This is a genomic window from Priestia megaterium, assembly GCF_041941685.1.
In the GTDB taxonomy this organism is placed as follows: domain Bacteria; phylum Bacillota; class Bacilli; order Bacillales; family Bacillaceae_H; genus Priestia; species Priestia megaterium_C.
Map to the genome: position 1 here is coordinate 3,992,391 of NZ_CP130958.1, position 18,577 is coordinate 4,010,967.

Consider the following 18,577-nt stretch of genomic DNA (forward strand, 5'->3'; position numbering starts at 1 on the left):
TTCTTTTCATATTCTTTCTCTCAATGAAAAAAAGGCGGAGAAAAGAATATGATTCCTTTGTCTCCACCTTCTATATTTATCCAACTTTAGTCATTGTTAGACCTCGTATAGAGGATTTATTAGCGGCGGCCTTTTTCATAAGGAACGCCTAGCGCTTTAGGAGCCTCAGCACGTCCTACAAAACCAGTAAGTGCTAAGATTGTTAATACGTACGGTGCAATGGTTAAAAGGACGGATGGGATATCTTGAATAACCGGAATCTGAGCTCCCGTGATACTCAAAGACTGTGCTAACCCGAAAAACATGGCTGCACCTAAAGCACCAATAGGATGCCATTTTCCAAAAATCATAGCTGCAATAGCAAGGAACCCTTGTCCAGCAATCGTTCCCGCCGCAAAGTTTGTAGCGATAGACGTAGCATACACCGCGCCGCCGATTCCAGCGAACATTCCGGAAATCATAACTCCAACGTAACGCATTCTCACAACTTTGATCCCCATCGTGTCTGCTGCCATTGGGTGTTCACCAACTGAACGAAGACGAAGACCAAACGGCGTTTTATAAATGATGTACCATACAGCAAAAGCTAGCGCAATTGCAATATAAGACGTAATAGGAACATTCGAAAACAGAATTTTGCCGATTACTGGAATGTCTGATAGACCTGGAATACTTACTTTATCGATACGGAATTGGATAAAATCTGTTTGTCCTTTCCCAAAAATCTTTTTGATTAAAAAGATTGAAAGACCCGCAGCTAGAAAATTCAGCGCTACACCACTTACAGTTTGATCTGCTTTTAATGTAATACTTGCAACAGCATGAATCAGCGAAAACACAGCGCAAACAACAGCCGCAATTACTATCGCTACCCACGGGGCCCAAGCACCTAATGCATCCTGAAGTAAAAGGGTTGAAACAATACCTGTGAATGCGCCAAACATCATCAGCCCTTCTAATCCGATGTTCACGACCCCGGAACGTTCACTAAATATCCCTCCGAGCGCGGTAAAGATAAGCGGTGCAGCTGAATAAAGCGCCGCTGGAATAATAATGGCTAACACCTCTAAGAAGTTCATTTTGCTCCCCCCTTGCCTGCACGGCCAAGCACCCAGCGAATTAAATAACTAGATGCAACAAAAAAGATAATAAGCGCAATGACAATTTGAATTAATTCAGACGGTACGCCTGTCATAAAGTTCATTTGAGGAGCCGCAGTTTGCAATCCTCCGAAAAAGAATGAAGCTAATAAAATTCCAATTGCACTGTTAGCTCCTAAAAGGGCTACGGCGATACCGTCAAATCCCGTACCTGTAAACGCAGTGAATGTGCCCATATACTGAAATGTTCCAAGCCCTTCCATTGCCCCGGCAAGCCCGGCAAAAGCGCCTGAAATCGCCATGGATAATACAATGTTTCGGCCTACATTCATTCCTGCATACTGTGAAGCATGTTGATTAAAACCAACAGCTCTTAGCTCGAAGCCTTTAGCTGTTTTATTCAAAATAAACCACATTACGACGGCTGCAGCGATGGTAATAAGAATGCCGTAATGAAGGCGAGAGTTATTGGTTAACTGTGCTAAAAAGCTTGATGCTAAAGATGCCGATTCTTTAATATCATACGATTTTTCATTACCCGCATATAAATACGTACGGATTAAGCTGCTCGTTGTATAAAGGGCAATATAGTTCATCATGATGGAAACAATTACTTCATGAACATGAAATTTTGCCTTTAAAAATCCTGGAATAAACGCCCAAACTGCTCCAGCTGCAGCTGCCGCTAATACAGCTAAAGGAATATGAATGACTGCTGGTAAATCAAACGCATACCCAACCCATACTGAAGCCAACCAGCCAACTAAAAGCTGTCCTTCTACTCCAATGTTAAACAGACCGGTTTTATAAGCAAACGCAACCGCGATACCAGCCAGAGCAAGAGGAGTCATGGCACGGATCGTTTCTCCAATGGCTTTTGGCGTTCCAAACATCCCGTCAAAAAGAGATTGATAGCCAAGCATTGGATCATAGCCGCCTAGCAACATAATAACCGCTCCGGCAATGAGTCCTAATATGGCCGATACAACAGGGATCAAAATCATCATTACGCGTTCATTTTTTACAAGTTTATTCATGCTGTTCCACCCGCTTTCTCACGCGTACCGCCTGCCATTAATAAGCCTAACTCTTGTTCATTCGTTTCTTTTGGATCTACAATGTCGACTATTTCCCCTTCATAAATAACCGCAATGCGATCGCTTAGATTCATTACTTCATCTAGTTCTAGCGAAACGAGCAGCACTGCCCGTCCTTTATCTCGTTCTTCAATCAGCTTTTTATGAATAAATTCAATGGCTCCTACATCCAGCCCCCTCGTTGGCTGAGCTGCAATTAATAGTTCCGGACTGCGGTCTACTTCACGGGCAATAATGGCTTTTTGCTGATTTCCGCCCGATAGCGATCGCGCTTGCGTATATTCACTAGGGGTTCGCACATCATATTCTGCAATTAACTCTTTTGCTTTTTTATACAGCTCTTTATAATTCAAAACACCTGATTTAGACATCGGCTTTTGATAATACGTTTGAAGACCGATATTTTCACCAATTGTATAATCTAATACAAGTCCGTGCTTATGGCGATCCTGCGGAATATGTCCTACTCCTGACTCCGTAATTTTACGAGTGGATAACGTAGACAGTTCTTGATTTTTTAATGTGATCGAACCCGACTTTATTTTTCTCAGACCCGTAATTACCTCAATCAGCTCTGTTTGACCATTTCCATCTACACCCGCGATGCCTACAATTTCGCCTGCTCGAACGTTTAGATTAAGTGAACTTACAGCCTCTACTCCTCGGCTGTCTTCTACTACTAATTCTTTTATTGTTAACACAGCTTCTTTTGGAGTCGCTGTTTTCTTTTCAGTTTTAAAATGAACTTCTCTCCCTACCATTAAAGCAGCAAGTTCATCAGGGTTCGTCTCTTTTACGCTTACCGTGCCAACCCCCACACCTTTTCGAATAATTGTACAGCGGTCGCACACTGACATAATTTCTTTTAATTTATGCGTAATTAAAATAATTGACTTTCCTTCTTGAATTAACTTTTTCATAATTTGAATTAATTCCGTAATTTCCTGAGGTGTTAAGGCAGCAGTAGGTTCATCAAAGATAAGAATATCGGCTCCTCTGTAAAGCGTTTTTAAAATTTCCACTCGCTGCTGCATGCCAACTGAGATATCTTGAATCTGCGCATATGGATCTACCGATAATCCATATTGATTTGAAAGCTTTTGAATATCTTGAGCTGCTTTTTTAATGTTGATTTTCCCCGTCCGCGTCGGTTCGTTCCCAAGAATAATATTTTCTGTTACTGTAAAGTTTTGAACGAGCATAAAGTGCTGATGAACCATCCCAATTCCTAAGTCATTCGCTACGTTAGGGTCCGTGATTTTGACTTCTTGGCCGTTTACACGAATCTGCCCTTTTTCAGGCTGATAAAGTCCAAATAAAACGTTCATCAGCGTTGACTTACCTGCACCATTTTCTCCTAACAAAGCATGAATTTCCCCCTTTTTCACTTGGAGTGTAATATTGTCATTAGCGACAATACCGGGAAACTCTTTGCGAATATCTAGCATTTCAATAACATATTCCACTGCTTTCACTCCCTATTCCTGCCTGCTACAGGATTCTGTCTTCCGTTTTTTGGCTATGAAAAAGGCTAGTTTTCACTAGCCTTTTATACTCATATAATCATTGCTTAACAGATATCAGCTTATTTTTTAAGTGTTTTTTCAAACTCTTTAAATTCTTTATCCGTTTGAGGCACTGTAATGTCACCGTCTAGAATTTTTTGCTTATTCTCATCAACTGCTTTTAACGCATCTTTGCTTACATTATCTTGTGATGGAGCAATTCCTACTCCGTCTTCTTTTAAGCCAAACACAACTTCTTTACCACCTGGGAATTTGTCGTCCATTGCTTTTTTAGCAACATCTTCTACAGCCAAGTCAACGCGTTTAACCATCGAAGTTAACGTTACGTTTTCAGGCATACCTTCTTCATGCTGATCGCGGTCAACTCCAATTACCCAAACCTTTTTGTCTTTCCCGCCTTTTGAACGGTTTTTAGCTTCTGTAAATACGCCGTTTCCAGTACCGCCAGCCGCTTGATAAATAATATCAGCGCCTTTGCTGTAAATCGTAGAAGCAATAGCCGAACCTTTTTCTGGAGAGTTAAAACTTTCTGCGTATTGAGAGATAACTTCAGCATCTGGGTTTACAGATTTAACACCTGCTTTAAATCCGTTTTCAAACTTCTTGATTAATGGAGATTCAACGCCTCCGATAAAGCCGATTTTATTCGTTTTTGTTTGTTTAGCTGCCACTACACCTACTAAGAAAGAGCCTTGCTCTTCTTTAAATAGAATGCTTGCCACGTTATCTAAGTTCTCTGACTTTAGCGTATCGTCTACTAATGCAAAGTTAGCATCAGGATACTGCTTTGCTGCTTTTTTAATATCTTCTTTTAACAAAAAGCCAATTCCATACGTCAAGTTGTAGCCACTCTCAGCAAATTTAGAAAGATTGCTCTCGTATTCAGATGCTTTTGTAGACTGCAAATACTTATATCCAGTCCCTTCATCAAGTCCGTTATCTTTCCCAAACTTTGTCAGACCTTCCCAAGCAGATTGGTTAAACGATTTATCATCTACCCCGCCCGTATCTGTTACCATTCCCACTTTAAAATCCGCTGCTTTTTTATCTCCGCCGCTCTTACCTGCATCGTCTGAGCCGCACGCGCTTAAAAGTGTTCCTGCCGCTAATACTAGTGATAATGCAAGTCCCATTTTACGTTTTAACATGTTTTAACCCCCTGAATAGTTTTAAAAGTATAAAGCCAATTTTCTATTTCGTCCTTGTGACCTACATTTGACACCTCCTTAAAAGGACAATGTTAAACAGTTGTAAATTTTCTGACATTTAAACACAAAAAAACTAGACGCGTTTACGCAGTACTTGGAAACTAAATTGATCTGCTTTAAAATAATTGATGGAATATAAAATGGGTTCATCATACTGGTCATAATGCATTTGTTTCAGTACAAGCAAAGCGGTTTCTGGTTCGCATTGTAAAATAGGAGAAACTTTTTCATGATAGCCTAGAGGCTCAATGTTTGCCACGGCGTATGAAATGTGCTTTCCTGCTTGTTTTTCAAGAATTTCTAGCAAAGACTCTTGTTTATATTCAAAATTTTCAGGCAATATTCTTTGAGGAACCTTGTCCATGCAATATACAACCGGCTCTCCGTTTGCCGTTCTCACCCGTTCAACAAATAAAATCTGTTCGTCTTCCCCGCATGCAAAACGTGTTAAATCATTTTCAGACAACTCTTGTATTTGAGAAGATAAGAAGATTGTTCCAGCCTTCATACCGGCTTGTTCAATCATATGTGTTATACTATTTAATTGCTCAATCCCTGACAAAAAAGTGGGCTTCGTGTTGACAAATGTTCCCACGCCGTGTCTACGAACAATAATATTCTCTTCTTCTAATATGCGAAGTGCCTCACGTAGCGTTGCGCGGCTAACCCCTAGCTGCTTTGATAAATCAAACTCTGAAGGGAGTCTTTCCTTTTCTTTAAAAATTCCTTTTTCTATATTTTGTTTAATTTTATCAATCACTTGTAAATACAAGTGCCGATTATCCGCACGTATAGACATCATTCTTCCTCCATATTAAAAAGTCATCAGACCTCTGATGTTCGACTACTTAATCGAAAATAATATATCATTTTTCGACAGATAAATAAATAGGTTATATTAATTTTTTATTAAAATTTTTATTATTTTTAAAAAAAAATGAATTTTTGTTATTTTTTTAATGTCAGCATACCTAACAACCTACTTTTCTTCTAATATTAGATAAAAACCAAACATTTTAGTCATTAATTTTTTTTAATATTCGTTTTTATTTCATTTATTTAGCATGACATATTTTTGTATGATACTATTCTTACCGTCTCTTATTCCATAAAAAATGAGGTTGAGACATAATGAAATGAATTCAATCTAAAGACGAACAAATGGGATACATGAGCTGAACAGCTTGTGACACCGCATTTGATTTCCGTGCAATACTCCGGTTTCCGCGGGCGGACGATGACCTCCTCGTCGCTTGCGCTTTCCCCGCAGGAGTCTTCGCCTTGCCCTTCAATCAACTGCTAGAAGGAACTAAACAGATGAAACCTATGTTCACCATAACAAAAAAAACGAACCACTAATCAAACATGTTGATCAATGGTTCGTTTTTCACTTGGGCTAAAATACTTTTGTCCCAGCCTCATCTTTTCTAGTAACATTATTAAGATCCAACATCCTCATTTTGCTGAGAAATCAGCACGGAACGCGGCTTACTTCCTTCATAAGGTCCCACCACTCCACGCTCTTCCATTGCATCGATCAAGCGTGCAGCCCGGTTATAGCCAATTCGAAAGCGTCGCTGCAGCATAGAAACAGAAGCTGTTTGCATTTCTGCTACAAGCTGTACCGCTTCGTCATATAGCTCATCTGCAAAATCATCAACTTGTTCAGGAGCATCGGTTGGAATCATTTCTTCTTGATACTGCGCTTTTTGCTGTGCAATTACAAAATCAACAATTTCTTCTACTTCTTCATCTGATAAAAAGGCACCTTGCACACGCACAGGTTTTGAAGCTCCAACAGGCATGAACAGCATATCTCCTCTTCCTAGAAGCTTCTCAGCTCCTCCCATATCTAAGATCGTACGAGAGTCAGTTTGTGAAGATACACTAAAAGCGATTCGGGAAGGAATGTTTGCTTTAATAACCCCAGTAATAACATCTACTGATGGTCGCTGTGTAGCAATAATCAAATGAATGCCGGCAGCACGAGCCATTTGAGCAAGACGTGTGATCGAATCTTCGACGTCAGATGAAGCAACCATCATCAAGTCAGCCAACTCATCGACAATCACCACAATATAAGGAAGAGTCGGCTGTTTTGCATCGGCGTCTCCATCATCATTCATACGTTTTACTAAATCGTTATATCCTTCAATGTTTCTCGTTCCGCTGTGTGAAAACAACTCATAACGTCGCTCCATTTCACTTACAACTTTCTTTAAGGCTTGAGAAGCTTTTTTCGGATCCGTTACAACGGGAGCCAATAAATGCGGAATACCATTGTACATATTGAGCTCAACCATTTTAGGATCAATCATCATTAATTTTACTTCATGAGGCTTTGTTCTCATTAAAATACTAATAATAATACCGTTGATACACACACTTTTTCCGCTTCCTGTTGCCCCTGCTACAAGCATATGAGGCATTTTATTAAGCTCTGCTAGCACAGCTTCGCCTGAAATATCTCTTCCTAAACCAACTAATAGCTTTTTATCCGGTCGGTTATTTTCAGTTGCTTCAAGTACTTCTCTCAGTGAAACCATCGCTACTTCTTCGTTCGGCACTTCAATTCCTACCGCTGATTTCCCGGGAATTGGAGCTTCAATCCGAATATCTTTGGCAGCTAATGCAAGTGCTAGATCATCACTTAAATTGACAATCTTACTTACTTTTACTCCTACATCAGGATATACTTCATATTTTGTAACAGCTGGTCCAAGGTGAACCTTTGCCACTTTTGCTTTTACGCCGAAACTTTGAAACGTTTTTTCAAGTTTTTCGGCATTTTTATAAATGTTTTTATGCTCTTTTGCTTGGTTGCTTTTCTTTGGCATCGTTAATAGCTTGATAGGAGGAAGCTCATACTCTTTATTTTCCGTTTCAGTAAATGTAATCATAGGAGCTTTTTCTTCTTCCTGTTCCTTTTGCGGCCTTGGCTGTTGCGGTGCAGCAGCTACAGGCTTCGATTCCATCACCGGCGGCACCGGAGCTATAGGAGCAGCAGGAGATTGACTAGACTCTTCCTCTCCGTAGTCAAAGTGTTCAATAATTGGAGGAGAAGGTGCTTCTACTTCTATTTCCATGCTTTCTTCAGGTTCTTGCACAGCTTTTTCTTGGCGTCTCTTTTTTGTTGTTTTAGGAGCTTTTTTCTTTTTATATTTCCACGTCTGAATATCTTGCCAGCCTTCTTTTAACTCCGTTGTTAAAAAATTCACTAGAGGTGACAAAAGTTTTAATACCGTTTCGTGAAGCGAACGTCCGGTAATAAGCAGTACCCCAATCACAATAAGCAAGGCAGCGATAAGTTCTGTTCCTAAGCTATCAAATAGATAGTAGAACATGGCAAACATAATAGCCCCTATCATCCCTCCACCCAAATCACTGTGATTCGATTGGCCCGTTGCTTCGAGCATATACAAATCCCACGTGTTCATAATGACAGACGGATCTGTAAACGTTCCATTTTTCGATAAATTTTCAAATAACGTCACGTGACTAAAAAGTAAAATAGATAAAATAATGAGATATGTACCGATAAGCTGCCGCGTCACTAAAGGAGGCATTTCTCTTTTCCAAATAATATAAACAGATAGAATAGCCATTCCGATTAAACACAGCATATACCATTCGCCAATAAATAAGCGGACCACTAGTATAAGGGCCTGTCCTACAGCACCAAGTCCTGCCATGGCAATTAACGTTAATGCTAATAAAAATAAGCCAATAAGCTCAAAGCGCAATATGCGTTTCCATTCATCCTTTTTTATTTGACCTCTTCGTTTTTTCTTTGCCATTTTTCCACTCCAATCAACGTCCAACACTCTATGTTGATTTTGTTTCTTTTATCAGTTGAATAAAAAAGCAGCCAATACAGCGGCTGCCTTCTTCGTCATATTCATTATACCATATTCACCATAATTATACTGAAATCCTTACGACAAAATTTGACCAGGATAATAATTTTCATTCAAATAATCTTGAGGATTCGTGCTTAAAATCCTCACAATTTGCTGTTGCTTTTGTTCATTTTCTTCAACAATAACCGGGATTCCATTATGGTTAATAAGCTTTGGCTGAGATTGTTCTTGATGATAAGACTGCTGAAAGATCAGTTCTTGCGGCATCATTGTATACAAAATCATTGCAGCAGCTGCTCCTCGTTCTGACGTCCTTGCTCAATCAGTTCATTCAACTTTTTGATCGCTTGAGCAACTCCGCCTACTTCGTTAATTAACCCGTATGAAACAGCATCTCCGCCAACTACATTTGTTCCGATATCACGCGTTAAGTTCCCTTTTGAAAACATAAGTTCTTTAAACTTTTCTTCTGAAATATGAGAGTGTTCTCTCACAAAGTTAATCACGCGCTCTTGCATTTTATCTAAGTATTCAAATGTTTGCGGTACACCAATAACAAGACCCGTTAGGCGAATAGGATGAATGGTCATGGTCGCTGTACCGGCAATATACGAATAATCAGTTGAAACCGCAATTGGAACACCGATTGAATGTCCGCCTCCTAACACAATAGACACAGAAGGCTTGGATAACGAAGCAATCATTTCAGCAATTGCAAGACCCGCTTCTACATCTCCACCTACAGTATTCAAGATAATAAGCAATCCTTCAATTTTTGGATTTTGTTCGATCGCCACAATTTGCGGGATGACATGCTCATATTTTGTCGTTTTGTTTTGAGGAGGCAGCTGCATGTGCCCTTCGATTTGTCCTACAATCGTTAAACAGTGAATATTAGAATCCTGAGGAAGCTGAGCCACGTTGGTCTGTCCTAATTGTTGAATTTTATCTAATATTCCGCCCTTGCTTTCTTCATTTTTATTAGGCTGCTGAGGCGCTTCATCAGAATGTAATCTTTCGTTATTTTCAAACATATTCTAGCTCCTTTCACTTATTGATAGTAGTAGTATGAACTTCTCATAGTTATTACATCCGCATCAGCTGCAAATAAAAAGCCTTCCCAGCGGGAAGGCTTCACATTAGATTTCCATGATAATCGGTAAAATCATCGGTTTACGACGGGTTTTTTCATATAAAAATTGATTTAAACTTTCTCTCATTTTTAATTTTAATGAAGACCACTCGATCACTTTGTCTTCCATACACTTTTCTAAAATTTGCTGAACAATCTTCGTTGCTTCTTCTAAAAGCTTTTCTGATTCTCTTACATAGACGAATCCGCGCGAGATGATTTCTGGCCCCGCTACTACCGTTTTTTGGCGTTTGTTAATCGTAACTACTACCGTTAAGATTCCGTCCTGTGAAAGCAGCCTGCGGTCTCTCAGAACGATATTTCCAATATCACCGACGCCTAGTCCATCAATGAGCGTATTTCCTGCTTGAATAGAACCGCTAGGGTACATGCGAGCATCTTTAAACTCAACTCGCTCACCTTTTTCAAGCAAACAAATATGATCTTCTGATATTCCTAATTGACCGGCCAGCTTTGCATAAGCTTTTTGTTTTCGATACTCTCCATTCACAGGCATGACATATTTCGGCTTTGTTAAGTTAATCATAAATTTTAATTCTTCTTGACTGCCGTGTCCGGAAGCCTGCACTTTCTTCTGAGCAAACACTACGCTTGCTCCTAAACGAAAGATGACGTCAATTGTTTTTGAAAAGGTCGTTTCGTGCCCCGCCACAGGTGTAGCAGCCAGCAGGATCGTATCATCTTGTTTGATTTGAATAAATTTATGGGACTGTTTAGCCATTCGAGTAAGACCTAAAATCGGCTCTCCGTGATGACCTGTTGTTAAAATAACCGTTTCATGTTCTGGAAGATCTTTTAGCTTTTGCACAGGAACAATTAAATCCTCAGGCAACTGCAAATGTCCAAGTTTTGCTGCAATATCAATGATTTTCAGCATACTTTTTTCCATAACGATCAGGTTACGGCCGTGCTGATATGCGGCATGAATGATTTGCTGAATGCGGTGCAGATTGGAACTGTATGCAGCCACAATGATTCGACCTTTGCTTTTATAAAAAGCGTCGGTAATATTTTGTCCGATAACCGCTTCGGAAACTGTATAGCCTGGCTTATCCGCATTTGTACTGTCTGAAAGCAAACACAGGACGCCTTTTTCCCCAATGGCAGCCATTTTTCCAATATCAGCGTTTTGAATGCTGACTGAATTTTGATCAAATTTAAAATCACCTGTATATACAATCGCACCTTGACTTGTTTGTAAACAAATGCCGACTGAATCTTGTATGCTGTGCTGCGTTCTGAAAAATGAAATATCCACTCCTTCAAACGATAAAACCGTTGACGAAGTGATAGGATGTAAAGCTTCATATTTTTTAATTCCATACTCTTTTAACTTTTCTTTGATGAGTGCTAGCGTTAATTCTGTACCATATACAGGCACATCCAATTTTTGAAGTATAAAGGGAATAGCGCCAATTTGCTCTTCGTGTCCATGAGTAACAAATATGCCTTTTACGTTCTGCTGATTTTCTACTAAATATGTAATGTCCGGAATGACAATATCAATTCCTAACATTTCTCCTCCCGGAAACTTTGATCCTGCATCTAACACGTATATGTTTTCATTGATTTCCACCACATACATGTTTTTTCCAAGTTCTCCGACTCCACCCAAGGCTGAAATTTTAATATTTTCTGTCTTTTCTAGTACCATAAGCTCCTCCTACTTACTTTCACCCGTACAATTTCATTTGCTTACATTATAACTGAAGTAAGAATTGGAATACAAGAAATTTCATTCGTCTATTTCCGTCATCTGCTCTTCTATATATCTTATAAGAAAAAAACGTCCCTTCATCGACTCGTATATACAGTCAATGAAGGGACGTTTAAAAAACATACTTATAGCTTATAGCGTATTTAATGTGCTGACTAACGTTTGGCGTTCTTCTTCCGTTAACGGAACTAAAGGTAATCGTACCGATCCTATGTCTAATCCTTTTAGCTGTAAAGCCGTTTTAACAGGCGTTGGACTTGGAGCTGCAAAAAGAGATTTCATAACGGGTACAATACGCTGATGAATTTTTGCTGCTTCCTTCGGATTTCCTGACTCATACAGCTTAACCATCTCTTGCATTTCATTCCCAATAATGTGAGAGGCAACAGAAATAATACCAGTTCCTCCAATTGCTAATACCGGTAGTGTTAAACCATCATCACCGCTGTATAAAGCAAAATCATCGCTTGTTTGTGCGATAATAGCTGTCATTGCGTCAAGATCTCCGCTTGCATCTTTTAACGCTACAACATTTGGCAGTTCAGCTAGGCGTACAATTGTATCAACAGACATATTGATCACGGATCGCCCTGGAATATTGTATAACATGACAGGCAGCTCTGTACTTTCAGCAATTGTTTTAAAGTGCTGATATAAGCCTTCCTGATTCGGCTTGTTGTAATAAGGTGCTACAATCATAATCGCATCTACGCCGATTTCTTCTGCCTTTTTCGTTAATTCAATTGATGCATACGTATTGTTGCTTCCTGTACCAGCCACAACAGGTACACGGCCATCTACTACCTTTACTGAGTGGCGGAACAGCGCCAGCTTTTCTTCTGTTGAAAGCGTAGGAGATTCACCCGTTGTTCCTGCAATAACCAACGCATCCGAACCGTTGCTGATTAAATAGTTAATAAGCTGCGTTGTTTTTTCAAAATCAATATTTCCTTTATGATCAAAAGGCGTTACCATCGCTGTTGCGACTTTCCCAAAATCAATCATGTTTTCACTCCTTGAAATTGCGTTATCCCTATTCATGTAATGAACCGTTAGCTTATAGCTAACGGAACATGTAGTTTATCTCTTTTGCGGTGCTTTTGACAAGTCAAAGGCACCATGAAGAGCATTAACAGCTTTCTTTAAATCCTCTTCTTTTACAAGCACCCAAATCGTCGTATGGCTATCAGCAGATTGTAAAATCTGAATACCTTCGCCAGAAAGAGCTGTAACAATTTTAGATGTAACACCAGGCACCCCTGCAATTCCTGCTCCAACCGTTGACACTTTGGCACAATTGCGAATAACAGCCGGCTCATACCCCAGTGCATGAAGCACATCAATCGCTTTGTCAGTTGCTTCATCTGTTACCGTATATACAACACCCTTCGGTGAAATATTGATAAAATCTACGCTGATTTTTTCTTGTGCCATTGCTTTGAATACTTCTGCTTGCGTATCATAATGGCCTTCTTTACTAAAAACTTTAATTTGAGTGACGTTGGATACGTGCGCGATGCCTGTTACAAGGCGTTCTTGCACATCGCTTCCACGCTGCTGTGCTTCACCTTGAGATGTAACAAGCGTACCTGCTGAATCAGCATACGTGGAACGGACGCGCATCGGCACTTTTGCCTGCATGGCAATCTCTACGGCACGTGGGTGAACTACTTTTGCACCTTGATAAGCCATGTTGCATATTTCGTTATATGTGACAACGGATAGCGGTCTTGCATCTTCTACAATACGCGGGTCCGCTGTCATCACACCTTCTACATCTGTGAAAATGTCAATGTAATCAGCCATAAGAGCTGCACCTAAAGCTGAAGCAGATGTATCGCTGCCTCCGCGTCCAAGCGTTGTTGTATCACCTTCAGTAGTTGCCCCTTGAAAGCCTGTTACAACAACGACATCATATTCTTCTAATTCTTTTAACAAACGGTCGCATTTCATTTCTAGTATCTTGGCATTGGTAAAATCATCATTCGTCACAAACCCGGCCTGTGCACCGTTTAACGCTGTAGCTTTAATACCATTTTCGTTTAATAAATTCGTAAACACCACCGATGAAATTAATTCTCCACATGCCATAAGCATATCAAGCTCACGTTTATTAAGAGACGCTTTATTTCCATCAACAAGTGAAAGCAATGTATCCGTTGCATACGGCTCACCTTTTCGTCCCATTGCCGATACAACAACGACTACTTTGTAACCCTCACTTAATGCATTATTTAAATGATAGATTGCTCTCGCTCTTCCTTCTTCGTTACGAACGGAAGTTCCTCCAAATTTTTGGACGATTATTTTCATACTTACACCTCATCATGTTCCGAGACACTCTGGTTGCGCTTATTTTACTAAGCTAAGCTTAATAAGTGATTCTGCAATTTGTACAGAATTCCAAGCTGCACCTTTTAACAAGTTATCAGAAACGATCCACATATGGAAACCGTTATCGCGATCTAAATCTTTACGAATACGGCCGACAAACACATCTCGTTTACCTACACAATCTGCTGGCATTGGATATACTTGATTTTCTGGATCATCTTGCAATACGATACCAGGTGCATCAGCCAATAAATTTTTCACATCAGCTACCGTTACACCGTCTTTTTCAATTTCAATGTACACTGACTCTGAATGACCTGTTACAACCGGTAGACGAACACAAGTAGCAGCTACTGGCAATTCAGGCATGCTCATAATTTTCTTCGTTTCATTAATCATTTTCATTTCTTCAAATGTAAAACCGTTATCTTGAAATTTATCAATTTGCGGAATGGCATTAAAAGCAATTTGATAATGTTTTTTATCTCCACCAACTGGTAAAATTTCCGGTGTAAACTCTTTTTCTTCTAAAATAGCTTTAGCTTGTTCTTTTAATTCATTAATTGCAGCAGCTCCTGCTCCAGAAACGGCTTGATACGTCGATACTAGCACTTTAGATAAGCCGTATGTTTCGCGCAATGGCTGTAATGCTGCAACCATTTGAATTGTAGAGCAGTTTGGATTAGCAATGATTCCGTTATGTGCGTGTAATGCGTCTTCATTCACTTCCGGCACAACTAACGGGACATTTTCATCCATTCGATAAGCGCTTGTGTTGTCTACAACGATTGCTCCGCGTTTTACTGCCTCTGGTGCAAGTGCTTTTGAAATGCTCCCGCCTGCACTGAATAAAGCAATGTCTACGCCTTCAAAGCTATCAGGAGTTGCTTCTTGCACAACAACTTCTTCTCCGTTAAACAACACTTTTTTACCAGCTGAACGAGCTGAAGATAATAACGTTAATTTACCAACTGGAAAATTACGCTCCTGTAGGGTTTTAATCATTTGTTGTCCTACTGCACCTGTTGCTCCTACTACTGCTACATGTAATTCTCTTGTCATTTTAATACCGCCTCCAACAATTTTCAACTACTCAACATTTATCTGCATATACTGACTATTTTAACATATTATTATGCTTCATTGCGTCAAAGAAGAGAAGATTTTTAAAATCTTCTCTTCTTTGAGATTGAGAGTTCTCTTACAGCCGCAGTATTGAATAGATTCATGCAACAGCAAGAGGCATATATGTCCTATGACTCTTGACCGTCGCGGAACCTTTCGACAATAACAGGCTGAATCTGTTTATCTTCAAGCGCTGCGTACACCGTGTCTGATAACATCGTCATACGCGCTACCATTGAATTCGGCTTAAGCACCGGGTCATCTTGACCAAATGGAATAAAATAAATATTTTTAGTCGCCATTAGCCTCATTAAGTTTACACCATTTAGCCCTAGTGCGTCATTAGTCGAAATTCCCAGTACCACGGGCTTATTATTACGAAGCGTTGCTTTAGCTGCCATGAGTACCGGAGATTCAGTCATTGCATTTGCAAACTTACTCATCGTATTCCCAGTGATTGGGGCAACCACCATACAATCAAGCGGAATTTTTGGTCCTAAAGGCTCTGCTTTTACAATTGTATTGATGACGGCGTGACCTGTTAATTCCTCAATTTTCTTCACCCAGTCTTCTCCATCTCCAAAACGAGTATTTGTGGATTGTACAGTGTAAGAAACAACCGGTAACACTTCTGCTCCCAAATTAACAAGCTTTTCAATTTCTGGCATAACCGCATCATACGTACAGTGAGATCCGGTCAAGCCGAACCCTATTCTTTTACCTTTTAATGACATTATTTCTTCTCCTCTCTCGCATCCGCAGCGTCTTTTAATAAATTCACTAATACATTAGCGACAATCTGACCTGCTGTTTTTGGAGCCACAATTCCTGGAAGACCAGGTGCTAAAATAGCTTTAATTCCTCGTTTTTCTGCATAGCGGAAATCAGTTCCTCCAGGCTTTGAAGCTAAATCAATAATGAGCGCATGGGTCGGGACATTAGATAATGTCTTAGCCGTTAAGATGGGGTATGGAATGGTGTTAATACATATATCACTATCAGCAATTTCTTTATCGAGTTCAGAAAGATAAAAAGGTTGCAAACCCATTTCAGCAATACGTGCTAAATGTTCAGATTTTCTAGCTCCTACTTTTACATTGGCACCGAGTGCAGCAAAGGACCTCGCCACGCTCATTCCTACTCTTCCTAAACCTAGGACAGAAATATTTGAACCGTGAATGGTAAAATCCGTATGTTGAATAACAAGCATGATGGTACCTTCAACAGTAGGAATAGAGTTATAAATTGCTACATCATCACGCTCAAATAGCTGAACGAGTTTACGGTTTGTCGTTTTGACTAATTCGTTTAAATACCCATTGCTAATACCCGAATAAATAATGCAGTGCTCAGGCGTTTTTTTAAGTATTTCTTCAGTCAGCACTACTTTTTCATTTGAAAAAATAGTATCTACTTGCCCTTCGTGATTTGTTCCAGGCACTGGAAGGATGATGGCGTCAACATCTGAAAAATCCAGCTCCTCTATCTGATATTTCGTCGCACCTGTAAAACCATGATCTAGCTGATCAAAACCAATAAGAGAGGTTTTTGCATCTAATTGAATTAATTTTCTAATGACTTCAAGCTGCCTAGCATCACCGCCAATTACAGCTATGTGCAAATCCGTTAACATGTTTCATTTTCACCTTCTTTAACATTAAATAGATGTATCTTTCGCTTAAACCATCGAGATGTAAAGTGCTATCATTACGCCCTAGAATGCCTATTGCTTTTCTTCAACATACTATGTAAACACACAGGAATCGGTGAATCTTTATCCCTGAAAATAAAAGAAACGAGATGCAGGAAGCATCTCGTTTCTTATTTTGTTGACTGATTGTTTATGTCTTCTAGCTGCTGGACATTTACAATCACCATATCTGTACCAATTTTTTCGATATTCCCCCACGGTACTCGCACTTCATCTCCTTGCTTTCGAAACCCAAACCACTTCACAGATGGAATAATAAGCGCATTAATTTGTCCCGTATGTTCATTAATTTCAAGATCTGTTTGCCCTAAAATACCCAAACGCTCTGCTCGCTTAACATCTACAATTTCTTTTCCACTCAGTTCACTTAATCTCATAGAATCCCTCCTTTCATCTAATTTATTGAACAATCATACAAAAAATGTCAAAAAAATAAGGCTGGCTCAATTATTTTAGCCAACCTTACTGTTACTGTTTAATTTCCTTTAAAACCTTTAGGTAAATCTCCACTCGGGCTTATTAATGAAAGAGCAAATTCATCTTTGAAAATATCTCGCGCAAGACCATTTACACTATCTTTAGTCACGGCATTAACAAGGTCTAGAATCTCATCTAATGAACGGTGATAGCCTAGCATTAACTCATTTTTTCCGTTTCTGCTCATACGGCTATTTGTACTTTCAAGACTCAGCATTAAGTTTCCTTTCAGCTGCTCTTTGCTGTTAGCAAGTTCTTTATCCGTAATACCTTTGTCTTTCAGATCATAAAGCGTTTCTTGAACCGTATCATATAATACGTCGAGCTGATGGCTTCCCGTCCCCCCATAAATCGTTACAAGACCGCTGTCTCGATAAGAAGAATGATAAGAGAAAACTGAATAAGCCAAGCCGCGCTGTTCGCGGACTTCTTGGAACAAACGACTGCTCATACTTCCGCCAAGCACGTTATTTAATACAATTAAGCTATATACATCTTCTCCGCCGATTGGCAAACCTTTAAAGCCAAGGCAAAGATGAGCTTGTTCTGTTTCCTTTTTGCGCGCAATATGATTTGTATGGAACTCTGGCTGAACATATTGATGAGCGGAATGACTTGACGTATATGTACCAAAATAGTTTTCCACCTGTTGAATAAAACTTTCATCAATGTTTCCAGCTACTGAAATAACAATGTTTTCAGGAATATACATTTGCTCCATATACTGACGAAGCGAATCACCGTTAAATGTTTTTAACGTATCTTCCGTTCCTAAAATTGGATAGCCTAATGGATGATTGCCATATACGGCTTTTCCTAATAAATCGTGTACAATGTCATCAGGTGTATCTTCATACATTTTAATTTCTTCATATACAACATTTTTTTCACGAGCTAATTCCTCTTCATCAAATGAAGAATTAAAGAACATATCTGCCAGCACATCTAGCGCTTGATCTGCGTGTTCGTCTAATACTTTTGCATAGTAGCACGTGTATTCTTTAGAAGTGAATGCATTTACTTGTCCCCCAATGCGGTCGAAGCTTTCTGCAATTTCACGAGCAGATCTTGTTTTTGTTCCTTTAAAAAACATATGTTCAAGAAAATGTGATACACCATTAATTTCAGGGTGTTCACTTCGAGAACCCGTTCCGATCCACACCCCAATGGCCACAGATCGAACAGTTGGGATATTTTCCAATACAATTCTTACACCATTTTTGCACGTATATCGTTTTATCAAGCTAGTGCCTCCCTTTTGCTTATCTC

16 protein-coding genes are annotated in these 18,577 nt (G+C 39.5%); all 16 read right to left on the reverse strand.

The window, feature by feature from the left end; translation table 11 throughout:
• Positions 1 to 119: 119 nt before the first annotated feature.
• On the reverse strand, positions 120 to 1,079 hold the full coding sequence (locus Q5794_RS21195; protein WP_057243049.1) for an ABC transporter permease: 960 nt from the start codon (positions 1,077 to 1,079) through the stop codon (positions 120 to 122).
• On the reverse strand, positions 1,076 to 2,137 hold the full coding sequence (locus tag Q5794_RS21200) for an ABC transporter permease (RefSeq protein WP_014458483.1): 1,062 nt from the start codon (positions 2,135 to 2,137) through the stop codon (positions 1,076 to 1,078). The genes Q5794_RS21195 and Q5794_RS21200 overlap by 4 nt, the downstream gene beginning before the upstream one ends.
• Entirely contained in the window at positions 2,134 to 3,663 is a 1,530-nt protein-coding gene (locus tag Q5794_RS21205; RefSeq protein ID WP_214984437.1) for an ABC transporter ATP-binding protein, read from the reverse strand. Before Q5794_RS21205 ends, Q5794_RS21200 begins: the two co-directional genes overlap by 4 nt.
• Positions 3,664 to 3,782: 119 nt before the next feature.
• Positions 3,783 to 4,871: a BMP family protein gene (locus Q5794_RS21210; RefSeq protein ID WP_374988414.1), complete on the reverse strand. Its 1,089-nt coding sequence runs from the start codon at positions 4,869 to 4,871 to the stop codon at positions 3,783 to 3,785.
• Positions 4,872 to 5,004: 133 nt separating this feature from the next.
• On the reverse strand, positions 5,005 to 5,730 hold the full coding sequence (locus Q5794_RS21215; RefSeq protein WP_192996256.1) for a GntR family transcriptional regulator: 726 nt from the start codon (positions 5,728 to 5,730) through the stop codon (positions 5,005 to 5,007).
• A gap of 640 nt (positions 5,731 to 6,370) precedes the next feature.
• Complete coding sequence (locus Q5794_RS21220; RefSeq protein ID WP_214984436.1) at positions 6,371 to 8,728, reverse strand: DNA translocase FtsK; 2,358 nt, start codon at positions 8,726 to 8,728, stop codon at positions 6,371 to 6,373.
• A 138-nt stretch (positions 8,729 to 8,866) separates the two neighbouring features.
• Positions 8,867 to 9,076, reverse strand: coding sequence for a YlzJ-like family protein (locus Q5794_RS21225; RefSeq protein WP_013058819.1), 210 nt, complete (start codon positions 9,074 to 9,076; stop codon positions 8,867 to 8,869).
• Entirely contained in the window at positions 9,073 to 9,825 is a 753-nt protein-coding gene (locus Q5794_RS21230; RefSeq protein WP_013058820.1) for a ClpP family protease, read from the reverse strand. The genes Q5794_RS21225 and Q5794_RS21230 overlap by 4 nt, the downstream gene beginning before the upstream one ends.
• A 105-nt stretch (positions 9,826 to 9,930) precedes the next feature.
• Positions 9,931 to 11,598, reverse strand: a complete 1,668-nt coding sequence (locus tag Q5794_RS21235; RefSeq protein ID WP_214984435.1) for a ribonuclease J — start codon at positions 11,596 to 11,598, stop codon at positions 9,931 to 9,933.
• Between the two features lie 195 nt (positions 11,599 to 11,793).
• Positions 11,794 to 12,666: a 4-hydroxy-tetrahydrodipicolinate synthase gene (gene dapA / locus Q5794_RS21240; protein ID WP_214984434.1), complete on the reverse strand. Its 873-nt coding sequence runs from the start codon at positions 12,664 to 12,666 to the stop codon at positions 11,794 to 11,796.
• A gap of 75 nt (positions 12,667 to 12,741) precedes the next feature.
• Positions 12,742 to 13,974: an aspartate kinase gene (dapG, locus tag Q5794_RS21245; protein ID WP_116076124.1), complete on the reverse strand. Its 1,233-nt coding sequence runs from the start codon at positions 13,972 to 13,974 to the stop codon at positions 12,742 to 12,744.
• A 39-nt stretch (positions 13,975 to 14,013) separates the two neighbouring features.
• Positions 14,014 to 15,057, reverse strand: coding sequence for an aspartate-semialdehyde dehydrogenase (gene asd, locus Q5794_RS21250; RefSeq protein WP_013058824.1), 1,044 nt, complete (start codon positions 15,055 to 15,057; stop codon positions 14,014 to 14,016).
• A gap of 191 nt (positions 15,058 to 15,248) precedes the next feature.
• Complete coding sequence (locus Q5794_RS21255; protein ID WP_013058825.1) at positions 15,249 to 15,854, reverse strand: dipicolinate synthase subunit B; 606 nt, start codon at positions 15,852 to 15,854, stop codon at positions 15,249 to 15,251.
• Complete coding sequence (gene dpaA / locus Q5794_RS21260; protein ID WP_013058826.1) at positions 15,854 to 16,753, reverse strand: dipicolinic acid synthetase subunit A; 900 nt, start codon at positions 16,751 to 16,753, stop codon at positions 15,854 to 15,856. Before dpaA ends, Q5794_RS21255 begins: the two co-directional genes overlap by 1 nt.
• 188 nt (positions 16,754 to 16,941) lie before the next feature.
• Positions 16,942 to 17,208: a YlmC/YmxH family sporulation protein gene (locus Q5794_RS21265; protein ID WP_016765372.1), complete on the reverse strand. Its 267-nt coding sequence runs from the start codon at positions 17,206 to 17,208 to the stop codon at positions 16,942 to 16,944.
• 98 nt (positions 17,209 to 17,306) lie between these two features.
• Complete coding sequence (locus Q5794_RS21270; RefSeq protein WP_028411394.1) at positions 17,307 to 18,551, reverse strand: pitrilysin family protein; 1,245 nt, start codon at positions 18,549 to 18,551, stop codon at positions 17,307 to 17,309.
• Positions 18,552 to 18,577 lie beyond the last annotated feature (26 nt).

What these genes read in the sequence shown, in the direction of transcription:
- Q5794_RS21195 (WP_057243049.1), bottom strand. Translation starts at nt 1,079, where the DNA reads ATGAACTTCTTAGAGGTGTTAGCCATTATTATTCCAGCGGCGCTTTAT.
- Q5794_RS21200 (WP_014458483.1), bottom strand. Translation starts at nt 2,137, where the DNA reads ATGAATAAACTTGTAAAAAATGAACGCGTAATGATGATTTTGATCCCT.
- Q5794_RS21210 (WP_374988414.1), bottom strand. Translation starts at nt 4,871, where the DNA reads ATGTTAAAACGTAAAATGGGACTTGCATTATCACTAGTATTAGCGGCA.
- Q5794_RS21215 (WP_192996256.1), bottom strand. Translation starts at nt 5,730, where the DNA reads ATGTCTATACGTGCGGATAATCGGCACTTGTATTTACAAGTGATTGAT.
- Q5794_RS21220 (WP_214984436.1), bottom strand. Translation starts at nt 8,728, where the DNA reads ATGGCAAAGAAAAAACGAAGAGGTCAAATAAAAAAGGATGAATGGAAA.
- Q5794_RS21225 (WP_013058819.1), bottom strand. Translation starts at nt 9,076, where the DNA reads ATGATTTTGTATACAATGATGCCGCAAGAACTGATCTTTCAGCAGTCT.
- Q5794_RS21230 (WP_013058820.1), bottom strand. Translation starts at nt 9,825, where the DNA reads ATGTTTGAAAATAACGAAAGATTACATTCTGATGAAGCGCCTCAGCAG.
- Q5794_RS21235 (WP_214984435.1), bottom strand. Translation starts at nt 11,598, where the DNA reads ATGGTACTAGAAAAGACAGAAAATATTAAAATTTCAGCCTTGGGTGGA.
- dapA (WP_214984434.1), bottom strand. Translation starts at nt 12,666, where the DNA reads ATGATTGATTTTGGGAAAGTCGCAACAGCGATGGTAACGCCTTTTGAT.
- dapG (WP_116076124.1), bottom strand. Translation starts at nt 13,974, where the DNA reads ATGAAAATAATCGTCCAAAAATTTGGAGGAACTTCCGTTCGTAACGAA.
- asd (WP_013058824.1), bottom strand. Translation starts at nt 15,057, where the DNA reads ATGACAAGAGAATTACATGTAGCAGTAGTAGGAGCAACAGGTGCAGTA.
- Q5794_RS21255 (WP_013058825.1), bottom strand. Translation starts at nt 15,854, where the DNA reads ATGTCATTAAAAGGTAAAAGAATAGGGTTCGGCTTGACCGGATCTCAC.
- dpaA (WP_013058826.1), bottom strand. Translation starts at nt 16,753, where the DNA reads ATGTTAACGGATTTGCACATAGCTGTAATTGGCGGTGATGCTAGGCAG.
- Q5794_RS21265 (WP_016765372.1), bottom strand. Translation starts at nt 17,208, where the DNA reads ATGAGATTAAGTGAACTGAGTGGAAAAGAAATTGTAGATGTTAAGCGA.